The organism is Gilliamella sp. B2785 (assembly GCF_026537005.1).
Taxonomy (GTDB): domain Bacteria; phylum Pseudomonadota; class Gammaproteobacteria; order Enterobacterales; family Orbaceae; genus Gilliamella; species Gilliamella apicola_E.
In genome coordinates, this window is sequence record NZ_JAFNNC010000002.1 from 83341 (window position 1) to 106758 (window position 23418).

General features: G+C 35.5%; 17 protein-coding genes and 1 CRISPR repeat array. Of the genes, 1 reads left to right on the plus strand and 16 read right to left on the minus strand.

Features of this window, described 5'->3' with window-relative positions; translation table 11 throughout:
• The 3 genes from recB to J3U24_RS02680 are packed head-to-tail and all read right to left on the minus strand — an operon-like array spanning position 1 to position 4200.
• Complete coding sequence (recB, locus tag J3U24_RS02670) at positions 1-3456, minus strand: exodeoxyribonuclease V subunit beta (protein WP_267336777.1); 3456 nt, start codon at positions 3454-3456, stop codon at positions 1-3.
• The gene (gene sixA, locus J3U24_RS02675) at positions 3435-3878 is read right to left on the minus strand and encodes a phosphohistidine phosphatase SixA (protein WP_267346970.1); all 444 of its coding nucleotides are present in this window, start codon (positions 3876-3878) and stop codon (positions 3435-3437) included. Before sixA ends, recB begins: the two co-directional genes overlap by 22 nt.
• A 25-nt stretch (positions 3879-3903) precedes the next feature.
• Complete coding sequence (locus J3U24_RS02680; protein WP_065562196.1) at positions 3904-4200, minus strand: YfcZ/YiiS family protein; 297 nt, start codon at positions 4198-4200, stop codon at positions 3904-3906.
• 146 nt (positions 4201-4346) lie between these two features.
• Between J3U24_RS02680 and J3U24_RS02685 the strand changes: the two genes are divergently transcribed.
• Positions 4347-5744 (plus strand): MFS transporter, encoded by a 1398-nt coding sequence (locus J3U24_RS02685; protein WP_267336775.1) that lies wholly within the window; start codon positions 4347-4349, stop codon positions 5742-5744.
• A 29-nt stretch (positions 5745-5773) separates the two neighbouring features.
• Here J3U24_RS02685 and J3U24_RS02690 read toward each other — a convergent pair whose 3' ends face one another.
• From J3U24_RS02690 to J3U24_RS02750, 13 genes are all read right to left on the minus strand, one after another.
• Complete coding sequence (locus J3U24_RS02690; protein ID WP_267336774.1) at positions 5774-7534, minus strand: DEAD/DEAH family ATP-dependent RNA helicase; 1761 nt, start codon at positions 7532-7534, stop codon at positions 5774-5776.
• Between the two features lie 352 nt (positions 7535-7886).
• Complete coding sequence (gene nlpI / locus J3U24_RS02695; RefSeq protein WP_267336773.1) at positions 7887-8738, minus strand: lipoprotein NlpI; 852 nt, start codon at positions 8736-8738, stop codon at positions 7887-7889.
• Between the two features lie 25 nt (positions 8739-8763).
• Positions 8764-10878, minus strand: coding sequence for a polyribonucleotide nucleotidyltransferase (gene pnp / locus J3U24_RS02700; RefSeq protein ID WP_255561341.1), 2115 nt, complete (start codon positions 10876-10878; stop codon positions 8764-8766).
• A 317-nt stretch (positions 10879-11195) separates the two neighbouring features.
• Positions 11196-11465, minus strand: coding sequence for a 30S ribosomal protein S15 (gene rpsO, locus J3U24_RS02705; protein ID WP_065562200.1), 270 nt, complete (start codon positions 11463-11465; stop codon positions 11196-11198).
• Between the two features lie 146 nt (positions 11466-11611).
• Positions 11612-12535, minus strand: a complete 924-nt coding sequence (locus J3U24_RS02710; RefSeq protein ID WP_065562201.1) for a LysR family transcriptional regulator — start codon at positions 12533-12535, stop codon at positions 11612-11614.
• Between the two features lie 201 nt (positions 12536-12736).
• Positions 12737-13004: a CRISPR direct-repeat array (repeat unit 28 nt; unit sequence TTTCTAAACAACTTATGCAGCTGTAAAG).
• A 347-nt stretch (positions 13005-13351) separates the two neighbouring features.
• A complete protein-coding gene (gene cas6f, locus J3U24_RS02715) occupies positions 13352-13915 on the minus strand; it encodes a type I-F CRISPR-associated endoribonuclease Cas6/Csy4 (RefSeq protein WP_267336772.1) in 564 nt (187 codons plus the stop codon).
• A 5-nt stretch (positions 13916-13920) separates the two neighbouring features.
• Complete coding sequence (gene csy3 / locus J3U24_RS02720) at positions 13921-14925, minus strand: type I-F CRISPR-associated protein Csy3 (protein ID WP_267329551.1); 1005 nt, start codon at positions 14923-14925, stop codon at positions 13921-13923.
• 30 nt (positions 14926-14955) lie between these two features.
• Positions 14956-15879 carry a type I-F CRISPR-associated protein Csy2 gene (csy2, locus tag J3U24_RS02725; RefSeq protein ID WP_267336771.1) on the minus strand — a complete coding sequence of 308 codons (924 nt, stop codon included), beginning with the start codon at positions 15877-15879 and terminating at the stop codon, positions 14956-14958.
• The gene (csy1, locus tag J3U24_RS02730; protein ID WP_267336770.1) at positions 15879-17252 is read right to left on the minus strand and encodes a type I-F CRISPR-associated protein Csy1; all 1374 of its coding nucleotides are present in this window, start codon (positions 17250-17252) and stop codon (positions 15879-15881) included. The genes csy2 and csy1 overlap by 1 nt, the downstream gene beginning before the upstream one ends.
• 70 nt (positions 17253-17322) lie before the next feature.
• Positions 17323-17646: a hypothetical protein gene (locus tag J3U24_RS02735; protein ID WP_267336769.1), complete on the minus strand. Its 324-nt coding sequence runs from the start codon at positions 17644-17646 to the stop codon at positions 17323-17325.
• 414 nt (positions 17647-18060) lie between these two features.
• Positions 18061-21423, minus strand: coding sequence for a type I-F CRISPR-associated helicase Cas3f (cas3f, locus tag J3U24_RS02740; protein ID WP_267336768.1), 3363 nt, complete (start codon positions 21421-21423; stop codon positions 18061-18063).
• Positions 21420-22373, minus strand: coding sequence for a type I-F CRISPR-associated endonuclease Cas1f (cas1f, locus tag J3U24_RS02745; RefSeq protein WP_267336767.1), 954 nt, complete (start codon positions 22371-22373; stop codon positions 21420-21422). Before cas1f ends, cas3f begins: the two co-directional genes overlap by 4 nt.
• 288 nt (positions 22374-22661) lie before the next feature.
• Positions 22662-23417 (minus strand): TSUP family transporter, encoded by a 756-nt coding sequence (locus J3U24_RS02750; protein ID WP_220217878.1) that lies wholly within the window; start codon positions 23415-23417, stop codon positions 22662-22664.
• Position 23418: the final 1 nt, after the last annotated feature.

Below are 23418 nucleotides of genomic sequence, written 5' to 3' on the forward strand. Positions count from 1 at the left end.
TTAAGCTAAATTCTCACCATCAAACAATTTATCAAGTTTCTCAATAAACTCTTGTTTTGGTAGGTGGTAAAAAATACCTTTATCAGGAAGCCCACGTAAGAATAGATAGTAAACTCCGCCAAAATAAGTTTCATATCGATAGTCGGGTAAACGACTTCGCAAAAATCGATGCAACGCCAAACAATAAAGTTGATATTGCAATTCATAACGATGCTCACACATTACTTGATTTAATGCTTGCTCAGTATAGGCCTCTATACTATCACCTAACCAATTTGATTTATAGTCAACAATATAATATTTACCTTGATACTCAAACACTAAATCGATAAATCCCTTTAACATGCCTTGTACCGTTTCAAAATCTAAAGGTGGACACTGTTTAGATAAATCATCGTATTGTTTGCATAAACTATCTAGTTGCGAGCTAGTCACGGCATGGCGAATAGGAAAATAAAATTGTAGTTCATTAATGCATTTGCTATTTAAAATACTGGCTAATGTCGAACAATCTTGATGTAGCTTAGTTGTTAATACTTGTTGAAGCCAATCATTTAGTACCCTTAACCAAGGTTCATCCAAACCCAATTTTTTAATCGTAGTTGTACATAATTCATCGGCATTACTTGGCGTTAAATTTTCCATAATGAAATGTAACAATGTACCAACATAAGCACCTTTTGGAAAATGATGAATATCATATTGCACCTCAGATAATAAAGAAGCATCTGGCGGTACACGACTCTCACTCCAATCACTAGCTAAATTAAAACCATTGTTATGTTTTTGTAACTCGGTATAGCTTGTCACTCGCCAACTATTAGATAATTTACGTTTAAATTCATTAGCAGCCAGTAACATATTAGGAGCTTTTGTGGCAGTATACTGCTCCCCCAATATAGGTAATTGTAGTTCAACCAAATCAGCAAATTTACCAATCGAGCGTAATTGGCCTTTTAATAAATAATCAATTGCTGATTGACTCTTTTTCAATGATGCTAAGCCAACACTACAATGATAGATTGAGCGCGTCATCGCCACATAAAGTAATCGTAGATCTTCAGCTAAACGTTCATCTTCAATTTGTTGTTTGACATCATCGGTTAATAACCAAGCATAAGTGGGTTGATAATCATTATTTTTATCATGATAAAACTGACTATCTGAATTACGAAATTGGGCAGCAAATGGTAACCATACTATAGGAAACTCTAAACCTTTTGATTTATGGATCGTAATAATTTTTACTAAATTTTCATCGCTTTCTAAGCGTTGTTCATGATTTTCTATATTAGAGTCAGGGCTGACAATTTGCCTAGATAACCAACGAACCAAAGCATGTGGGCTATCTAGTTCATCAGCGGCTTCTTGCAGCAATTCGCCTAAATGCATAAAGTTAGTTAATGTACGTTCACCATTTGGGCTAGCTAGGATATTTTCAGCTAACTTACGCTTTTTCATCATCCGCCGCAACATTACTAATACACCGTAATATTGCCAAATAATCTGGTACTGTTTGAACTCCTCTATCAACCCTTCCCATTTATCTTGATCATCGATAATTTGCTCTAGCTCGGCCATTGTTTGCCCTAATAGTGTCGTCATTAAAGCTAAACGCAAAGCCGCTTCATTTTCCGGCATTAAAACAGCTTGTAATAGATAAAGAATCTCTTGTGCTTCTTTAGATAGGAATACGCTATTGCGATTGGATAAATAAACGCTTTTAACCCCAAAAGCAGCCAATTTTTGTTGGATGATTTCGGCTTCGCGCCCAGTTCGGACTAAAATCGCAATATCAGCAGTGGTGATTGAACGATGCTCATCTTTATCCTTTATCAAAATTGTTGGATCTGTCAACCAAGTCACAATTTGCTTAGCGCAACAGCTAGCAATATGTTCTTGATAATCTGTTTTTGTGGTAACTTCATCAGGTAATAAATAGGCTGTTAACGCATTAACTTCTCGTTGATTGATGATCAATCCTTTATGCTGATTTCTTTCAGCACTTTCCATTGGAAAAAAAGAAATATTTTCAAAAATAAAAGGATTATCATGATTGCTAAATAGTGCATTGACTGCATCAACCATAGACGATGAGGAGCGATGATTAACCTGCATAGTAAAATTATTTTCACCGGTTGATAATTTCGCTTTTAGATAAGTAAAAATATCCGCACCACGAAAACTATAAATAGCTTGCTTCGGATCACCAATAAACAGTAAACCGGTTGATTCAGGATAACGACCATAGATACGATCAAAGATTTTATATTGCACAGGATCAGTATCTTGAAATTCATCAATCAAAGCCACGCAATATTTTTGCGCAATACTTTGTGCTAATCGCTTTCCATTTCTAGCTCGTAAGGCGCGATTTAACTGGCTTAATAAATCGTCAAAACTCATCTTACCAAGTTTAACTTTTTGCGCATAAATACCTTTTTGAATGACGCTAACGATATCCATTAAAATTTCGCTACGTAAATCAATAGCACTATTGCATAACCAATCGATCTTTTCAAAAACAACATGAACAGGAGGATCTTTATCTTGCTTAGTTTTTTCAATTAAAATCGATTGGCTAAATTTCGTTAATTCACTAGGTATTTTGAATGATTGGGTGGGTAATTGAGCCCAAGCAGTCACTTTAGCAAACCAATTTGGTAAAAAGCGGTTATTATAAGATTGTTTATTAACTCCTGATCGAGCAATGATTTCTGGAAGATCTGCAACAGAATCTAACCACAGTTTTTTAACTAATTCGATCTGCTCAAAATGTTTTCGATAAAACTGCTCGATCTTTTTAGTAATGTCAAAATTCTCTTCTTGCGATTGATCAAATTCAAAATTTAAATAAGGATTAATATCTGATAATAACGATTTTGGATCTTGCCAATAATCAAGAATTAAATAAACTAACGCTCTATCAAGCGGAACAAAATAGTGACGCCAAAAATCTTGGACAACTTGTAACTTTAGGTCTTGCTCATCAGTAATTAGCGTCTGCTCAAACAGTACCCCAGATTCAAAAGCATGGCTAGTTAAAATGCGTTGACAAAAACCATGGATAGTATAAATCGCTGCATCATCCATTGATTGCTGAGCTTGAGTTAGTCTTTGGATAGCATCATCTGTATCTTCAACTAAATCAATTAGCTGTTGATAGATAGGATCTTCATGACGACCTTGTAAAAGTCCTAAACGCAGTTCTTGGATATTTTGTCTTATTCGCGATCTAAGTTCTTGAGTTGCAGCTTTTGTAAAAGTCACAACTAAAATTTGATTAACCTCGAGCGGTGTAGGATAGTTATTTTTACCAATCCCAAGTAATAACCGGAGATAAATGAATGCGAGCGAATAGGTTTTACCAGTCCCAGCCGACGCTTCGATCAGCGTTCGACCTGTTAATGGTAAATCAAAAAGATTAAGTTTTTTTACTCCACTACATGAAACCATTCTAACTTTCCTGCCGCATTGGGTGATAGTTCAACACAAGCAATAGCAGCTGTAGGAAACATTGGTGGTGAAACATCTGGACATAATTCATTAACCAAATAACCAACTAAAGGAAGATGGGAAACAATAATTACATTCTCGATCCCTCGAGCGGGAAGTGTCATTAATAAATCGGCAATATGGGAAAGACTTCCACCTGGCACCAAAAAATTATCAGTTTCAACTTCAGGTATGTGGCAGTATGAAGACAATTCAGAGAAAGTCTGTTGTGCTCTTAGATAAGGACTAACTAACCCTAAATCAAATTTGAAATCTTGCTGATTAAGCCATATACCAGCCAAACTGGCTTGTTTTCTACCAAAATCAGTCAATGATCGACTTGCATCAGATGAAGCAGAAAAACCTGCTTCACCATGCCTCATAATACAAATCTTCATAAAACAGGGATTAACGTAATTTTAATTGGAAGATCATACATTCTGCACCACAACAGAAAGTGAATTTAGCTGTCAATTTATAGCCATTTTCTACTTTATCGATGCTGCTATTGATTTCGCAAGGTTCTGTTTCAACATCTTTAGCTGCTTGTGTCAAAGAGGCTAATTTTGCTTTTGCTTCTGATTCAGTTGTGAAAATATTTTCATATTCTGCACTACAATCTTCATTATCAATAATTGTGCCGACATCAACACAACAACAAGCTGGTGTTTCATTAGCTTTACATTTATTTAGAGAATCTGTCATCCTATACCTCTGTTCACCGATTGAATTGGTATTAGTATACTCTGAATAAACACCAAGGGCAAAATGTAAAAAAGCTTTACCACGGCAAAAATTTTTAGCGTATATTAGTTCCTAATTTTTATATTTTTGAATTAATTTGTAATATTATGGAACAGTATAATCACGTTCGTAAAATGGCTATTTTAGTAGCGGCAACCTTCTTCATGGAAAATCTAGACGCTACGGTGATAACCACAGCAATTCCCGCAATGGCGAAATCATTTTTAACTAATCCACAAGATTTATCTATCGGTATTAGCGCCTATATGTTAGCACTTACAATTGGCCTTCCCGCGAGTGGCTGGATCGCAAATCGATTTACAGCTTATCGTGTCTTCTCGATTTCAATTATATTATTTATGTTGGCATCAATATTGTGTGCTTTATCGACTAACCTAACCATGTTTACTATCGCAAGATTGATTCAAGGTTTAGGGGGATCATTAATGGTGCCAGTAGGTAGAACAGTAGTACTAAGTCGAACTGAAAAACAGCATCTTGTTAGCACAATATCAATTCTCGTTTGGCCAGGTTTAATTGCACCATTGATGGGACCAATTATTGGTGGATTCTTTGCCCAATATCTCACTTGGCATTGGATATTTATCCTCAATATTCCATTAGGCTTTATTGCATTATTTTTCGCTCATCACCTATTACCTAAAGAACTACCTGAAAAACGCTCATTTGATATTGTTGGATTTATCGCTTGTGGCTTAGGCTTATTATTGTTTGTGTATGGACTTGAAATGGTTTCCCACTCAAATAGTCGTTTATGGCTAGCTCTCGGCACTTCCTTTGCAGGTTGCCTAATATTAATCTTCGCCTATTATCATCTCACGCATACACAATACCCATTAATTAGCCTATACGCATTTTCAAAACGCACATTTAGAATGACCTTCTTTGGAGGTTCACTAATACGGATGGGTTTAAACAGTGCTCCATTTATTTTACCACTAATGTTTCAAGTCGGTTTTGGATGGTCACCATTAACAGCTGGTTCCTTATTACTTTCACTATTCGCAGGAAATATCATTTTCAAAACCATTAATACAACTTTAATTCACAAGTTTGGGTTTCGTAAAATTCTAATCGTTAATGGTCTATTATTGTCATTTAGTTTTGTATTGTGTGCGCTCTTCACGCCAAAAACACCAATCATTTGGATTATATTGGTTCTATTCTTTTCTGGTGGTGCACGTTCGATCCAATTTACTACAATAACAACCTTAAGTTTTTCAGAAATTGAAAAAAACGAAATGCAAAGCGCTAATATTTTATCAACCCTTTTTCAACAACTAAACAACGTGCTAGGCATTGTTTTAAGTGCCTTATTTCTATTTATTGCGTCAAGCTATAATGGACATAATCAGATAATGGTTGAAGATTTTCGGTTAGCATTATTTATGGTGGCAGGAATGACTTTATTGGCGATGATTGATTTTATCACGTTACCCAAAAATGCTGGCAACAATTTAAATGAAAAAAAACCTCTGCCATAAGATGCAGAGGTTTAAGATGAATTAAAGTCCTAAAACTTAGGTGCTGATGGGCGACCCCGTTTTTTCGCAAAACCTTTATCCTTAGACTCAGGTTTACTACTTCTACTTCCACGCTTAGCTTCAGATGGTTTACCTGTAACTAAACTCATTTTCATCGGTTGATTTAGCACTCTAACGCGCTCAAAGTGCTTAAGGATATCTTTAGGCATACCTTTTGGTAATTCTACTGTTGAATAAGTCTCGTAAAGTTTGATATTACCAATATAGCGACTACTAATATCAGCTTCATTGGCAATTGCACCAACAATATGGCGCACTTCAACACCGTTTTCTTTACCAATTTCAATACGGTACATATCCATCTCGCCAACATCTCGACGCTCACGACGTTTTGGAGACTCACGATTATCGCCTCGTAAACGACGCTCACCACTTCGACCATCACGATACTCTCTTGTTGGTTTAAAGACCGGATCAGGAGGAAGAATTAACGGACGATCACTTTGTGCTAAACGTAACAGTGCAGTTGCAATCGTTTCAAGATCTGCACCACTATCAGCTTGGATTTGAGTTAATAACGATTGATACTGATCTAAATCCGCACTCTCAAGTTGTTGTTGAACTTGCTGAGTAAATTTAACCAAACGACGTTTTTCAAGTAATTCTTTAGATGGTAGTGCCACTTCCGGAATGGGTTTCTTGATAGTTTGCTCAATATTTTTAAGCAAACGACGCTCACGACTATCCACAAACAAAATCGCTCGCCCTGCTCGTCCAGCGCGTCCAGTTCGTCCGATACGATGAACGTACGATTCAGAATCAAGTGTAATATCATAGTTAATTACTAAACTAATACGCTCAACATCTAACCCACGTGCTGCAACATCGGTTGCAATTAAAATATCTAACCGACCATTACGTAAACGATCGAGTGTTTGTTCTCGTAGTTGTTGCGTCATATCACCATTTAAGGCTGCACAACTATAACCATGTTTTTCTAATACTTCTGCTACTTCTAAAGTTGCAGTTTTAGTACGCACAAAAACAATCGCAGCATCAAAATCTTCAGCTTCTAAGAAGCGCACAATTGCTTCATTCTTACGCATACCGCGTACTAACCAATAGCTTTGATCAATATCGGGAGCCGTTTGATTAGTCCCTTTGATTTGCACTTCTTTTGGATTATGCATAAAACGTTTAGTAATCCGACGAATTGGGGCTGGCATAGTTGCTGAAAACAGCGCCGTTTGATGATCTTCTGGAATTGAAGCCATAATGCTTTCAACATCATCAATAAAGCCCATTCTTAGCATTTCATCAGCTTCATCTAATACTAAACCTTTAAGATTAGAAAGATCTAAAGTCTTACGGTTTAAATGATCTAATAAACGACCAGGCGTCCCCACAACAATTTGAGGGCCTTGTTTTAATGCACGCAATTGCACATCATAACGTTGACCACCATAAAGAGCTAATACTTTAACCCCTTTTACATATTTAGAATACTCAGCACAAGCATCAGCAACTTGAATAGCTAGCTCACGTGTTGGTGCTAAAACCAATAATTGTGGCGCTTTCAAATTAGCATCAATATTCATTAAAAAAGGGATTGAAAAGGCTGCAGTCTTACCACTACCTGTTTGAGCCATACCTAATACATCATTACCCTCTAAGAGTAAGGGAATACATTCAGCTTGGATTGGTGATGGTTTCGTAAAACCAAGATCATTTAATGCATTAAGGATTTCCTCAGATAAACCAAGGTCAATAAAAGATATTTCTTTTGTCATGTAAACTCGCTTATAAATTTGCCTATATACGCTTAATATTTGGTTAGGATTACATTTGATCGTTATTAATCAAGATAATTCATGAGGATTACTGCATACATCACAAATTATGACTATACCAAAATAAAGAAGCCTATATAAATTTATGCCAGCTCACTAAATTGAAAATTTACAACTCACCCCAATAACTAACAACCAATACTTACTCAATCAAATAGCCATTTATTCTAATGCAATTGATATTTGGAAAAATACAATTGATAAGAAACATGTAAAGAATCGAGAATATATTTTGGGCAAATCAGAACTACGCTATAACAATATTTTCACTTTTAAACTGGCATGACCCTTGTTACTTTTCGTCAAGTAACTTAATTTCATAGAGCGCCTGTTGATGTTCAACAAAGTTATAAATATTATTTGCTAAAGCATATTTAAATAACATTTTGGCACGCTCATTGTTACCTTTACTTTGGTAATATTTACCTAAATAAAAGTAAGCTTCACAAAGGCGCTCGGCTAATTGCCGATCATTTTCAACACCTTGTTGAAGGTTTTGCATTAATTTAGATTCGCTTATCTTACCTAAATAAAATGCAATGATATTACTGCCATAACTCGATTTATCGTTAATAAGATCGTAACGTTTTTGTAGATGAGTTAAGGCAGCTTGTTTATCTATTTCTTTTTCAATCAAATAAAGCCATAAAATTCGAATAGGCTCATTGACATCATATTTATAAAATTTTTCTGCATCAAGCTTTGCAGCTTGATAATGCCCTGTACGATACAGAGTTACTGCACGATTAAAATAGGCATAAGCATAAGAAGAATCCAGCTCTAATGTTGTATTAAACGCCATCATCGCATTATCGAAATCACCGTCTCTTAACGCATAAGTACCCAGAAAATTATATACATCTGGAATTTCTGGGTTAAAGCTTAAAAGATGGTTAAAATCGCTTTGTGCAAATGCTTTAAAACCTAATGAATCGTAAATAATTCCTCGTTCAAAAATAAGCTGCATCCTAGATGGGGTATCAAGATCGCGACTTGATAACTGCTGACTAATTTGCGCTATTTTCAATTCATCGTCATAGGTAACTTGCTCAGGAGCAACAAGTAACGGCTGAGAATTTGAACAACCTGACAAAATAATGACTGCAAGAATACAGCACAACATCCTCAGGTTGAATAATCTCATTTTTTAACTCCTGGTGAATAATATCTTATTCAGCTGCTGGCTCAACATCAGAATTCGGCTCAACAGCATCTTTCATACTTAAACGAATTCGACCTTGGCGATCAATTTCAAGTACTTTAACATTCACTTCTTGACCTACTTTCAAGTAGTCTGCAACTTTCTCAACACGGTGATCAGCAATTTGAGAAACATGAACAAGTCCTTCTTTACCACCAATAATTGATACAAAAGCACCGAAATCAACAATACGGGTTACCTTACCAGTATAGATTTTACCAATTTCAACATCAGCAACTAAATTATTAATACGTTCGATTGCATCTTTAGCCTTATTGCCATCAGTTGCCGCAATTTTAACTGTACCATCATCAGTAATTTCAATGGTAGTACCAGTCTCTTCAGTTAGTGCACGAATTGTAGCACCACCTTTACCGATAATATCGCGTATTTTATCTGGATTAACATTCATCGTATAGATACGAGGAGCAAATTCAGAAATTTCCTGACGAGGTTTATTAATTGCTTGTTCCATCACCCCTAAAATATGCAAACGAGCACCTTTAGCTTGATTTAATGCAACTTGCATAATTTCTTTAGTGATACCTTCAATTTTGATATCCATTTGAAGTGCACTCACACCTTCACGGGTACCGGCTACTTTGAAGTCCATATCACCTAGATGATCTTCATCACCTAAAATATCAGATAACACCACAAAGTTATCACCTTCTTTCACAAGCCCCATTGCGATACCTGCAACAGAAGACTTAATTGGCACACCAGCATCCATAAGCGCTAATGAAGCACCACAAACTGAAGCCATTGAAGAAGAACCATTTGATTCAGTAATTTCTGAAACCACACGAACAGTATATGGGAACTCTTCTTTACTTGGCATTACAGCAGCAACTCCACGCTTAGCTAAACGACCATGACCAATTTCACGACGTTTTGGCGAACCAACCATGCCAGTTTCACCTACTGAGTATGGAGGGAAGTTGTAGTGTAATAAGAATCGTTCAGTATACTCACCGGTTAACTCATCAATAATTTGAGCGTCACGTTCAGTTCCCAAAGTTGCTGTCACTAGTGCTTGAGTTTCACCACGCGTAAATAAAGCACTACCATGTGTTCTTGGTAATACATTGGTACGAATATCAAGCGCACGAATCATATCTTTTTCGCGACCATCAATACGTGGCTCACCAGCGATAACACGTTGACGAACGATTTGACTTTCTAAATCAACAATAATATTGATAACTTCGTTTTCATCAAGCTCTTCGTCTTTCTCTTTAAGTACCGCTAACACTTCTTCTTTAATCAAATCGATTTGTGCATAACGAGCTTGTTTTTCAGTGATACGATAAGCTTCACCTAAACGAGCTTTAGCTAACTCAGATACGGCATTAAACAGCTCCTCATTTTTAGCAGGTGCAACCCAATCCCATTTTTCACAGTTAGCTTTCGCTACAAACTCATTAATATTATCAATAACAACTTGTTGTTGATCATGACCAAAAACTACCGCAGCTAACATCTGATCTTCAGTTAACAAATCAGCTTCTGATTCAACCATTAACACGGCACTTTTGGTACCTGCAACAACCAAATCTAAACGGCTTGATGCTAGCTCTTTAACTGATGGATTTAGCACAAACTCATCATTGATAAAACCAACACGTGCTGCGCCAATTGGACCATGGAACGGTACACCAGATAAACAAAGCGCAGCCGATGCACCAATCATCGCCACCAAATCAGGGCTAACATCTGGATTTACAGACACCACAGTTGCAATGATTTGAATCTCATTAACAAAACCTTCTGGGAATAAAGGACGAAGTGGACGGTCAATTAAACGAGCAATTAACGTTTCGCCTTCGCTCGGACGACCTTCTCGTTTAAAGAAACCACCTGGAATACGGCCTGCTGCATAAGTACGTTCTTGATAGTTAACGGTTAAAGGAAAGAAGTCTTGCCCTTCTTTCACTTTCTTATTAGCTACTACAGTCACAAAAACCGCAGTATCGTCCATATTGACCATAACCGCAGCTGTTGCTTGACGCGCCATAATACCCGTTTCTAATGTAACTGTATGACGACCATATTGAAATTTTTGATATGTCGGATTAAACAAAATAAATTCCTCTTGTTATAAATCATGTTGAAGTTTGATATTTCGACAGGAAGCAGCGCAATGCTGGAACATATTGATACACACTTCAACCATGTGGGGGATACTCAACAAAAGATTATTTCACTGTCACGACTAATGACAAATCTATAAATTATAGAGCTCTCATTAGTCGCGCGAAACATGAGACATAATCTTCTATTTTTATTAATTTTTCTCTACAAAGCAATTAAACATGCTTTTCGAGCTCAGCATTATAGCAAAGCCCTAAATTTATACAACGAAAAAGAGGCCTAAGCCTCTTTTCAAGTAGATAAATATTAGCGACGTAAACCTAGTTTTTGAATCAACTGGTTATAACGGTCAAAGTCTGTACGACGTAAATAATCTAATAATTTACGACGGCTAGAAACCATACGTAATAAACCACGACGGCTATGGTGATCTTTCTTATGCTCAGAAAAATGACCTTGTAAATCATTAATACGCGCAGTTAAAAGAGCGACTTGAACTTCAGTTGAACCAGTGTCGTTAGTACCACGACCATATTCAGCAACGATTTTCGCTTTTGCTTCTACAGTTAGAGACATAATAAACCTCTTAAAATAAATAAAAAAATGGAATGACCGATCTCTAATTCAGACATTCCTCGGTATTCATATAATCAATATATGAATTGTGCGCAATTATACTGGAATTTATTGAAATAGCAATTTGATTTAGTAATTTAAAACGCTTATTTAAGTTTAAAACCATATTCTTCTTGGATAAGCTTTTTCAACGCTTCAATATAATTTTGCGCCGACAAACTTAATTGCGCTTTTTGCGAAGTTATCCAACCGATTAAAATCTTCTCATCAACGGCTAAAGGAATAGACAAAATATCCGAACCATTCAAATCAGTACTGAGCACGCCAGTACTAATTGTATAACCATTTAACCCATGCAATAAATTAAACAACGTCGCTCTGTCACTTACATGAATACTTTTCTTATGATAGACGGTACTTAAAATCTCTTCCGAAAAATAAAAAGAGTTATATTCACCCTGTTCAAAAGAGAGATATGGAAAATCCTCCAAATCTTCAAGCGTCAACGACTTCATAGCAGCTAAAGGATGATGGGTGCTAATAAACACATGAGGATCGGCTTCGAACAAAGGATTAAAAGTAAGACGATGCTCTTTAAGCAGTCGCAAAATCACCTTTTGATTAAAATCGGTCAGATACAAGATACCCACTTCACTACGTAAATTGGCAACATCAGTAATAATGTCGTAAGTCCGCGTTTCACGTAAGGTAAACTCATATTCATCTGTATGATTCTTCTTGATTAAATTAACAAACGCATTAACTGCAAACGCATAATGTTGCGTTGAAATACTGCATAACTGCTTAGAGGGTTCTTTTTTTGAAAAATGTTGCTCCAACAATTGAGCTTGATCTAAAACCTGCTTAGCATACCCCAAAAATTCCACACCATCAGCCGAAAGTGAAACCCCTTTTGATGTTCTTACAAAAATCTCGATACCGAATTCGGCTTCCAAATCCTTAACCGCAGTAGAAAGACTAGGCTGAGTAATATAAAGATTCTTAGCAGCCTCATTAATCGAGCCTGAGCGAGCTATTTCTAAAATGTAACGTAATTGTTGAAGTTTCATAATATTACAAGCGACCGAAACTAATCTTAATTAAGAATATAAGCTACTATAAACATTGTAAGTATAATTGTACAGAAAAAGGAAAATAGCTTGTTTGTAGGATTAATCGGTGTATTTTTAAGTTTCAAAAACCCCTTTCCTCAACTTTTTAGGCTTCACTTTCATAAGATTTTATTGTGTCCTAATTTACCATTGATAGGGTTTATAAACTGCTTATGCAGCTGTAAAGTACCCGTGTTCGTGAATACACGAACGGTAATATTTCTAAACAACTTATGCAGCTGTAAAGAAAATGGGCGGATTACGTTTATTAAAACCAAGTTTCTAAACAACTTATGCAGCTGTAAAGGTGCGTCAGTAAACTCCATTACGTCGGCCGAGTTTCTAAACAACTTATGCAGCTGTAAAGATAAAACTAGACGATGATGAAAAACCTGCCGATTTCTAAACAACTTATGCAGCTGTAAAGTAGAACATTACATACTATAAACATCGTTTATAAAAAGACAAAGAGTAATTTTAGTTTTCAAAACCCTTTTTTTTAACGATTTTACAATATATTGATTTTTAATAATTTTATTTTTAGCTAAAAAAAAGGGTTATTAAAGTTTATATTTTGAACCCCACAAAATCCCATTCCTCAACTTTTTTGCTGTGAAACAGCCCAAAAAACTTTTTAGCTTAAAGTAAATTTACAGCAACATACCAAGGTATTTTTTGGATTTGAAAAAGCTTTCTTCAAAAAAAATTGAAGCTTATCTTACTGAGCATGATAAAAAGATTTAAGGGCATTATGAAAATACCCTTAATACTTAATTAAAAATCAGGGATGGTTGCTATTTTGCTTAGTCCATAACTGTTAAATATACCCTGCACAGGTGTTGTACATTTTTCTTGTTTTATCCACATGATAAAGTTTTGACCAGTGCTTTTGCTAATGAAATGAAGATGAGGATAATTCAATTGAACGCTACCCCACTTTTCAATCATTTTATTTTTTACTTCATCTGACCATTTACCTTGTGCGGTTAAACGTTTTTCAGCTCGTCTTAAAGCGCTTTGCCCTTTAGGATTAACGCGAATTAAACGTAGGTAACCTTTAATATTAGTTGGTACCGGGGTTATTGGTAAGGCGATAGTATAATCACTAACCACCGTCTGCAAGGCAGTTTTAAATTGTTGTAACTGAACTTCATCACCAAATAATCGAATAATTCCGCCTAATGTTCGATGAACATTATAACAAGGGAAACTAACCGCAATATTACCTTGATAATTAACCAAAACTTGATGAAGTGATTGCATCACTTGGTTAATCACTTCTGTTTCAGTTATCTCAAGTTGTGGGATTGCTCTTAGTTCAAAATAGTGAGTGAGCATAATAATTACTCCTTACCACTTGCACCAAATACACCACCGCGAATCAATACCGCTATGACATAATGTTGTTGTTCAAGTGATGGCTTTTCCCCTTTTAGTACCCAGTTATCAAATAGCGTGTAAAAGTCATGTTTTTGTTTAGGTTGACGGAAAGCATGCCCCATAGTTGTGACGGCACCATAAGGTTCGATAGCAATTGGAAACTCTGCTTTTTCATCATACCAGGTATCAATGGTTCGAATAGCATTGCTGATTTTTTGCGAGTGCATAGCTGCACATTCGTTTTTCTCATAAAGTACTTTACTTTTTGTTTTTCCAGTATCTAAGATTAACTCTTGTGAAGGATACACTTCTTGACCTAAGCCCATTTTTAATTTGGCTACTATGTCGAAGATAATAAATTCTTTGTTAGATAGTCCAGCTTCGATAAGTTTAGCAAGATCTTCTATTGCTTTATCTTCGTAATCAAATGAGTTAAGTTGATATTGTTTAACATCATTTACATGAATAACAGGTTTATTATTGTGAATGATCGAAATAGTGATTTGTTCAGCTGCCATGCGATTACGCCATAACCAACGACCATTAAGTATATTAATGGCATAACGTTTAGCAAGCGTTTTCATACCGTTAGATTTTATATAATCGTTGGTCACTTTTGTTAATTCTTCTTGATACTCGATATTATTACATACTGATGGTTTGCCTAAAAATGGCAGAACTTTACAACTCCATTTAACCACTAATGTATCTTTATCGGTATCTAACGCAGCGGTATCAACCGTTTGTAAATTAGCCTTTTGAATTTCGGCATCTAATTTTGCGGGATCATTAGTAACAGCATTTTTAAGGCGATTAGAAATTGTCCCTCGAACGGATTTTTCTGATATAAAAACAGGATATAAATTGTTATCGTCTGTATCAACTTGTTGTAAAAAAACTGCATCCGAAATATCAAAACTGCGTTCGAATGCTAAAACTGAAGCGGTTGCGAATTTATCTTTACTCATAATTTCATCCTTTTTAGTAATGCTAAATTTTTAATTAGTTTTTTGATTAATCATATAAATGTCTGCGTTATTCGATTGCAATTTACTACACTGATAACGCCAAAAAGCTTGGGATAAATGTCCCTTTAATCGCAAAGGAAATACCCATTTACCTAATCCATAGATACATTCAACAAATTGTGTTGCATATTCATTGCTACGTGCATTTTCAACCATTCCGGCTTGAAATAGTGGTGAAATAGCTTGATATCCGAGTGGAATAGGTACTAGCCAACCTCGCCCTTCCTTTATTGAAGTAGTTTGCCAATGATCTTTTTCTTGCGGTTGATGATGAAGCATTGCAGTTTCAACTAAAGCATCGAGTTGCGTGGCATTAGGATTCTTTAGTTGTAATTCAGCAGTGATATCTTTTAACTCTTGTTGTGCTTCAACTAAAACAAATGCAGGCAGCAACATATTAGCTAAGGTTTTATCTGATTCATCAGAAGAAATTAATTTTACATTTTCAATTGAGACTATGTGCCCACCCGCTATACGTTGTTGATAAAGTTTTTGCTTCATCTGCGTAACAAATGCTTGTTGTTGTTCTTCATCATCGAGCGTATCGATATTTTCGATTTTCACTTCTACTAATAAACTCACATCAAGATGAACTTTACCTTCCTCGATGATTGAGCGAGTATCACCATTTTTTGCTAATGGGTTGCGAGTTAACCGAAAAATATAATCTGAATAATCATTAGGGCGATAAACTTGTACATCACACTCATGACAAGCAATTAATACCCCGTCAAGATAAATTGGTTCTTTGGATTCAATTTTTCGATTTAAAGCGTGAATAGCACCTAAAAATCCAGAAATAGCCGGAAAACCATAAGTCAATGGGCTTGATATAGCATTAGCATTGTGAATTTTAACATGGTCAAAAAGTAGATAATAATTTAACGAAGCCATTAGAAAATCCCCTCTTTTTTAAGTTGACTCGCTTTTACCGCTGCGCTAAATTCGCTACACCATTCATTAAATTCAGGATCTGAAAATTGCTCACTGATATCATTAAATTTATTTTTCAACACGCATTGAATCCAAAAAGCAAAATCTTGTTTAATACCAACTAGCCAATCACCTTTATCATAGTATTGTTTGAAATCTTCTTCATCTTCTAACTCTGCTCGCTTAGGGTCTAGCCAAAGCTTTTGGTTTAAGTCTAGAGAGTATTCCCTACTCCATCCAGCAGGCATGGTTTGCTGGATATGCTTAGCAAACTTAAGGACATAAGATAAAATAATATCTAAAGCATCTTTACGATTATCCCTTTCTTCAACGACATTATTAGGCGCCTGAACCATATCAAAGAGTAATCTAAAACCAAACCGACAAAAATATTGCATTGAATTATCAAAAATATTTTGTTTGTGAACGGTAATCGACGGAAATTTGGAAGTTTTAAATTCGGGTGGTATTGAAGGTAATAAGAAATTTCGACCACCTTGATTGCTGGTTAATTGACTCACACCTTGAGGATTACTGCCACCCAACTTAACCACAGCTAAATTTTGAAAAGAAAAATAGGGTTCATGTACTGCATCTTTTATCCTTCTTTGTTCACGGGCTTTTTTGTTCTGTTCGGAAAACCTTTCTTGCACTTTCTGATAAACTACATGACATAACGAACTAGGATGCAATGGAACTAATAACCGATAATTATTTTCTAGATGAGCTAAATAGCTTTCTTGGCTATTTGGCCAATAAAATTGTTTATTGAGTTCTGAAGCTTTAGGATGTTCAAATTCATTAAATATAGCTTTTTTTAAATTGGCTAAATAAAGCGATGCTTTTTGTTTATCGTCAGATAAAGCATCCAAAACGGCAGGATGATCTTCTATAATCAATTGCAATAGTGTTGTTTCACCGGTTACAACTTGATTTAATAATGAAAATATATCTAAAGCTGCAGCATTGCCTGAACAATCAAGTGGTAACACCGTTAGTGTGGCGGAAGATATAACTGTCTGATTAATTGGATTATTTTGCGCCAAATAATTATCACCGAGGCTTGAAGAATGGATCCCTTTGCTAATATGAGAAGCTATAGATATCCAGAATATCCTTCTGGTTGCTGCATCTTCCATCCAAGTTTCAAAATCATAACGCTTTAATAAATCATTAATTTTTTGTTGTGATTCAGTAATTGCTAATGAATCATTGTTTTCTCTAGCTTTAGCTAATTTTACAAGCTCACTTTTGTAGCTACTATTATTAGCAAGCCGTTGCGTTAGAAAGTTTATGATTACCTTTCTAATATCTTGCCAAGAAATACTATTCATTGGCCCTCCTATATTAATAAAAATATTATAAATAAGACTTATATTTAAATATAAGTCCTTAGTTTCTCCATTATGATGCTTTAAATTTTATATACAAATGTAACAATTTAAGTGCTTTTTCATTAAACAACAACTCATCAGAAAAATTATTACATCTATATTTAGGATGATCTAAACCTAATTTTTTTATTAAATATTCTACTTCTTTAATTGTTGAACAACCTAGAATATTCATTAACTTTTTGATTGAGTAAAATTTAGAAGGTTCTTGTGTAACGATTAATGATTCATCATTAGCTGCTCTTCCATTAATTTCAAATTGCTGTAAATCATTTACTTCTAATTTTTCAATAGATATTTGACATTGAATCAACTTAGATTTATTTTTATGCATAATTTTGTCCTACTTTATTACGCGTGGATGAAATTTTAAACCTCAGATCTGGTCCATCTGGGGTTTTCCATTACAACATTTAATTAAAAATGGTGTTTTATGTAATTTAGATTACATATTTGTCATATTATTAATATAAGAAAACAAAGTCAATCTATATTATAATTTCACGGGGACAATTAAAAAATAATTTCAATAGTTTTGTAAGTAATAATAATGAAAAACCGCCTATTCGGCGGTTATAATCGTGATATATGGTAATTTCACGTTTCTAAGCTACCTATACGGTAGTGTTAATTATTATAAAATAATTACTTTTGTATTACTACATTTCATCGGATATGACAGCTATATTTTATTGGATAGACGGAAATATCTTACATTAAATTTAGTTTTAAAAGATTTGACCACCCTCTATTCTTTATAAAACCCGAAACAAGGATTAAAGCACCAGCGTGTTCCACTTGCTAAACTAACTGTGCAAAATTCGTTTGCCAGCCGATATTGGTTTTTATTTGGCAAATGTTCGGCTAGTTTTTCCATGGCTTGTTGTACGGTATTTGATAGCCATATTTGTACTTTTGGGTTATCTAACTGCCAATTTTGATATTGGATAGCGTAATTTTCTGTTTCAGGGCATTGTTCATCTGGTTTTTGCCATGCATTTTCAGCATAACTAAAATTGTGATTACCATCTTCATCTAACTGACAGACGTAATCATCTTCTTTTGGGCTTTTCATTCTAAATGGCGAGATCTTTTGCAAATGAACACAATGATGATGTGCCAAATTAGGTTGCCAATAACAAGTAACATAGTTGCTTGTTTTTGCATTAATGGCAAATAAGTCCGCCATGACATTATGCTCTAATTCAGCAAGCGTTAAACCATCTTCTGGTGATGAAACTATGCGTGGAATAGCATTAATATTTTCGAGTTGTTTGCTTGGTATAATTTCTTCGCTTTTATGTGATTTTAGTAAAAAATTAGGCTCTTGTTCAAAACCCGGTCTGGCAAAACAGGCTTCCGCTGAACCATAGTTGTTTCCTTTTTTTATCGATTCGATGTTACTGCCTAAGATTGCTACATTTGGGCTATGCGTAGATTTATCAGGACGGTGTCGCCAAACGCGTCCGACTAATTGAATAATTGAACGCATAGATGAGGGCTCGACAATTGCCCAATCATAATCATGATCACGCCCTACTTCAGTAACAGGTGTGCCAATGACGATAAAAATGTGATTCTGTATTTTGCTGTGTTTTATTGCTTCAATAATTTCCGGTTGCTTGAATAATGCTAACGGATCGCTACGGTTTAAAATTCTATCTAGTTTTTCTTCCAATTGGCTACGTAGCAATAAAAGTTGTCTGGCATGGTAAACTACAATATGAAATACAGTATCTTCAGGTAATGTTTGTTGCTGATACATCTGTTTAGTAATTGCGATGACATCTTCAGTATGGGCAAATCGGATTAAACCAATACTGACCTGTTTTTTTGATGTCTCGTCAGTCTGATGATATTGCTCGTGAAATAGGCTTGCTTGTTCCAGAATTTGCTTTGCTAAAATATGGTAATTGAGTTTTTCATTCGCTTTTTTATTTGTTTGATAATCGAGTAATTTTAGAATATGTCCTTTACGACGAATCGCTTCTTTTTCTAGCTGCATTATGCGTGAGTGAACAAAATGTTGATGCTCATTTTTGAAATGATTAAGATCATCAATTGGCATGACTGACTGATGATATTCGTCAAACCAACCGCAGATAATACGATTACTGCTTTGACTACTATTATTTTGATTCCATATTTTCCTTCCGGCTTGGTAGGCGTCAAATAAACCAGCTATCAGATCGGGGGTTAAAGTAGCAGAAGAAAGCAATACTTTACTACCATAAAGTCCTGCTAAATGAACTAATCTAGCTAAAGCAGGAAGATCGTGTTGATCAAAATCATCGGGTTCATCTAATATGAGATCAGAAGTAAGCAATCTTAATGTTGGTGCAATATATTTACCGCCTTGAGTGCCTTCACTAGCTTGAATAATATGATCAATAGTACAGGTGACAATTGGGGTATAAAGTAATTGACGAGCTTTACTGTTTTCAATAATAGTACCCAATTCGGTATCAGCAATGCCTGTTTCAGCGACATCAACGTATTCATCCATTAAAGATTCGATAGATTCGCTACCGTAACTTTCAGGATTATGATTCTGTGAATTTTGCTCGTTATAGGTGTTATGTTCTCGTCTCTTTTGTTCTGATTTTGCATCATTTTCTAACTCAAATAAGGTTTTTGACGCACTTCCACCAACTAAGGTTGCCACATGCTCATCTGTCAGTTGTAGTCTGTCTCTAAGTGCTTTACCTGTCTGCAATGTTAATACCCGTAAACCTAACGCAATGGTAAAACGCACACCACGTTTAGGATTAGCTAATGCATAAATAATTCGACCGTTCGCTAACGTTTTACCGCAACCTGTTGATGCCATATTTATCCCAAAAAAACCGTTTTCATCACTCGTTTGCTGATAACTTTTAGCCAAATCAAATGCATGATTTTGCCATTGAAAACGTTTGATTGTCGTACGTTGTGTAAATGCTTTATGGTGGTTAATTGCTGGTAATTCCATTGCCATTTTGGGTAGCAATCGAACAAATCGAGCTGATAAGTTAGCAACACCAATTAAATGATCATCTAAGCGCTGTTTCGGTTTTTTTTGATAATTGGTATTGGCAATCAAGATTTCTTTGTTTTTACCTGCTTCATCATTTACCAAAGATAAACTTGAAAAATTGTGATCAGCAACCATTAAACTCAAACGAGATATATGTAATAAAAATTCATCAATTGCAGTTAGCTGCATTAAAGGCGGGTGATTAAGTGCTTTACTTGCATAACGACAGAGTTTTTTTAACCATGCATTACTTAACGTTATATCATCTTTAAGCTGCCAAAAAGAGTTTGGATTAGCATGTTGACTATTTTTATTTTTAACCCAACCTTCAACGGCTTTTAGTGTTTTATAAAAATTGTCTTGTTTGAAGTTAGCAAGTAATAGTTCATTCTTCTGCTTTTTTTTCTTATCACCACCCATCGAATCCGATAAAAAAGGCATTCGATGATGTGAAACAATTAACCAAGCAATCCATTGAGCTAATAAGGGTATTTGAGTTAAATCACCTTTTTCGGTGCATGTTAAATCTTGATGCCAGTTTGGATTTTGCTCTTGATATTCAGAAAAATTGGCTAGCCGTTCCAATACGGCTTGATTGCTAGTACAATTTTTAATCATTAATAAAAATAATTGTAATGAGATCCACTCATGCCGATAAGGATCACCTGCTATTGCTGTTTCCGCTCGTAATTTATTTTGAAATCCGATAGTCGCTTTACCCAGATCATGTAATAAAGCAGCAATAGTGGTAATAAGTTGAATTGATGTTGTATATTGCCAAGAATTTTCGTTATTACTTCGTAAAATATCTCGTTTTGTACGATTAGTCGGCACTCGTCCTTGCTGGTTAAATTGGCTTTTATCGCCGACAATCCAAAGGAGATCAGTTAGATTTTTTCCATGTGTCCAATAGCAAGCAACAGCAGTATTTTTTCGAGCGGTTTTTCGTAATAATTTATAAAGCGTTTGTAAACCGGCTGAAGTTATCGGCGTTTGCCAAGTTCGTTCACCACAACGCTCAGCAAATTGATCGATGATTCGGCGGGTTTCTGTTAATGCTCTTTTTTTGCATTGGCTCACAAGTAAAATATTCATGTTTTATCCGCAATTTGTTTTAACGTATCAATAATCATATCGAGCGCGCCTAATTGCGCGAATTGTGAAATACAAGATTGACGAAATGTTTTCTCATCATCACCTTGCATAGCAGATATAAAAGCTTGAGGTAAAACCATGCCATCTTTAATAATATCAGCAGCATCAAAAACTAAGCCGCCACGTCGAGTTTTGCCATGTAAAATAGCTAAACCATGTGGCAAACCCAATACCCAACAAGCCGTAGCACCTAAACCATAAGCTAAATAATTACCATGATCTAAAAATTGATTAGCAGGATCATGGCTGTTACCTCGAGTGGCATGCTCTCTTTTAAATTTGTCATCTTGCAACGTTAATTGATTTGCCATTGCATACAATCTTTTGCTAAATCGTCCTTCTGCTGTTAACAGAGATTGACTATTTTTAGCCGTATCAAACTGTTCTCTGGCATCGTTGATAATGTTAGTTAATTGATTTTGATCTACTGTCCAATCAAATTCTAACCAACTCGATTGAATGATGTTAAGTCGATGCTGTTGTAACATTTTAGCGGCTTGTAATCGGCGCTGATCATCAAACCAAAATTGGCACCAACTTTGTAAGTATTCAGTTGCACGATACTCACTTTGAGGTGAAAAAAATTGACAAGCAAACTCTGATTCGGTCGAAGCAAATAGTGGTGTTCCGCCACCACCACAAAATCCAATCATTACCCCGGCTCTTGAAAGTTCACGGACAGCAGCTTGCGTTAATGAAGTACCGGAACCAAGCAAAATGCAGGTGGTGTTAGCTATCGGAATGTTCCAATACAATGATTGCTGCCCTTGATCGGTGACATACTCAACTCGACCGCCATTGACTAAAACCCGGCAGTGTTCTAAATAATAAATATTAGCACGCTTGGAATGTAAAATGGTTTTAAGATCAGAAGAGTGAATCAAATCCATGATTATAAGAAAATAAATTCAATTTTTACATAATGACAAATTAACACTGTTTTATGTAAAAAACGAGCTTTTTTAAATAACAATTTTTATAAAAGCTAATTCAATAAATCGTTTGATTAATTATAAGATGATAAATTATTAACCAGTTTAAGATGTTCGTTGTTTAAATAAAATACAATGACAATTCCAGCCATTAAAATAAGAGCATTTTAAAACGCAAAAACCCCGCTCCTCAAAAAATTTTCAGGAGCGGGGTTTTGTGATTAATCGTAAGTATCTTTTTATTCTCTAAGAGAAGAAGTTTTCATAGATGAGTTTGATACTCATAATAGTGGAAACGGTAATAAGCATTGGTCTTATCAATTTTCGCCCTTTAGCGATAACCATTTTGGCCCCTAATCTTGCGCCAATAAATTGACCAACAAGCATAACAAGACCAATTGACCATACCACTTCTCCACCAACAATAAAAAAGATTAAGCCCGCTAAGTTAGAGGTAAAATTGAGTACTTTGGTATGTGCAGTGGCTTTGGTTAAATTAAAACCGGCAAGAGTGATATAGGCGAGTGCGTAAAATGAGCCAGCTCCGGGCCCAAAAAAACCGTCATAAAATCCGATAGCTAATGCTGGTAATAAGGCGAATTGGATTATGGTTAGGCGACTTTTACGATCATTTTCACCAATGGTCGGAGAGAGTAAAAAATAGAGCCCAACACTAATAGTTAAGATCGGTAAGAGTAATTTTAAGAAGTCAGCTTGTATATGCATGACGGATAATGTGCCAAGCGCCGAGCCAATAAAGGCACAGGTAATTGCGAATTTTTGCTGTTTTAAATCAACCATGCGTTCACGAATAAAGTAAAGGCTGGCAGAGAAAGATCCCCCAGTACTTTGTAATTTATTGGTGGCTAAAGCGCTGGCTGGCGGTAAGCCTACCGCCAAAAGTGCCGGTACTGTTAATAGCCCACCGCCACCAGCAATAGAATCAATAAAACCAGCCAACATGGCAATAAAAAAAAGTAAAGCCAGTAATTCGTAACTCATG

Excerpts from the sequence above, each read along its gene's own strand:
- recB (WP_267336777.1), bottom strand. The coding sequence starts at position 3,456 with ATGGTTTCATGTAGTGGAGTAAAAAAACTTAATCTTTTTGATTTACCA.
- sixA (WP_267346970.1), bottom strand. The coding sequence starts at position 3,878 with ATGAGGCATGGTGAAGCAGGTTTTTCTGCTTCATCTGATGCAAGTCGA.
- J3U24_RS02680 (WP_065562196.1), bottom strand. The coding sequence starts at position 4,200 with ATGACAGATTCTCTAAATAAATGTAAAGCTAATGAAACACCAGCTTGT.
- J3U24_RS02685 (WP_267336775.1), top strand. The coding sequence starts at position 4,347 with ATGGAACAGTATAATCACGTTCGTAAAATGGCTATTTTAGTAGCGGCA.
- J3U24_RS02690 (WP_267336774.1), bottom strand. The coding sequence starts at position 7,534 with ATGACAAAAGAAATATCTTTTATTGACCTTGGTTTATCTGAGGAAATC.
- nlpI (WP_267336773.1), bottom strand. The coding sequence starts at position 8,738 with ATGAGATTATTCAACCTGAGGATGTTGTGCTGTATTCTTGCAGTCATT.
- rpsO (WP_065562200.1), bottom strand. The coding sequence starts at position 11,465 with ATGTCTCTAACTGTAGAAGCAAAAGCGAAAATCGTTGCTGAATATGGT.
- J3U24_RS02710 (WP_065562201.1), bottom strand. The coding sequence starts at position 12,535 with ATGAAACTTCAACAATTACGTTACATTTTAGAAATAGCTCGCTCAGGC.
- cas6f (WP_267336772.1), bottom strand. The coding sequence starts at position 13,915 with ATGCTCACTCACTATTTTGAACTAAGAGCAATCCCACAACTTGAGATA.
- csy3 (WP_267329551.1), bottom strand. The coding sequence starts at position 14,925 with ATGAGTAAAGATAAATTCGCAACCGCTTCAGTTTTAGCATTCGAACGC.
- csy2 (WP_267336771.1), bottom strand. The coding sequence starts at position 15,879 with ATGGCTTCGTTAAATTATTATCTACTTTTTGACCATGTTAAAATTCAC.
- csy1 (WP_267336770.1), bottom strand. The coding sequence starts at position 17,252 with ATGAATAGTATTTCTTGGCAAGATATTAGAAAGGTAATCATAAACTTT.
- J3U24_RS02735 (WP_267336769.1), bottom strand. The coding sequence starts at position 17,646 with ATGCATAAAAATAAATCTAAGTTGATTCAATGTCAAATATCTATTGAA.
- cas3f (WP_267336768.1), bottom strand. The coding sequence starts at position 21,423 with ATGAATATTTTACTTGTGAGCCAATGCAAAAAAAGAGCATTAACAGAA.
- cas1f (WP_267336767.1), bottom strand. The coding sequence starts at position 22,373 with ATGGATTTGATTCACTCTTCTGATCTTAAAACCATTTTACATTCCAAG.
- J3U24_RS02750 (WP_220217878.1), bottom strand. The coding sequence starts at position 23,417 with ATGAGTTACGAATTACTGGCTTTACTTTTTTTTATTGCCATGTTGGCT.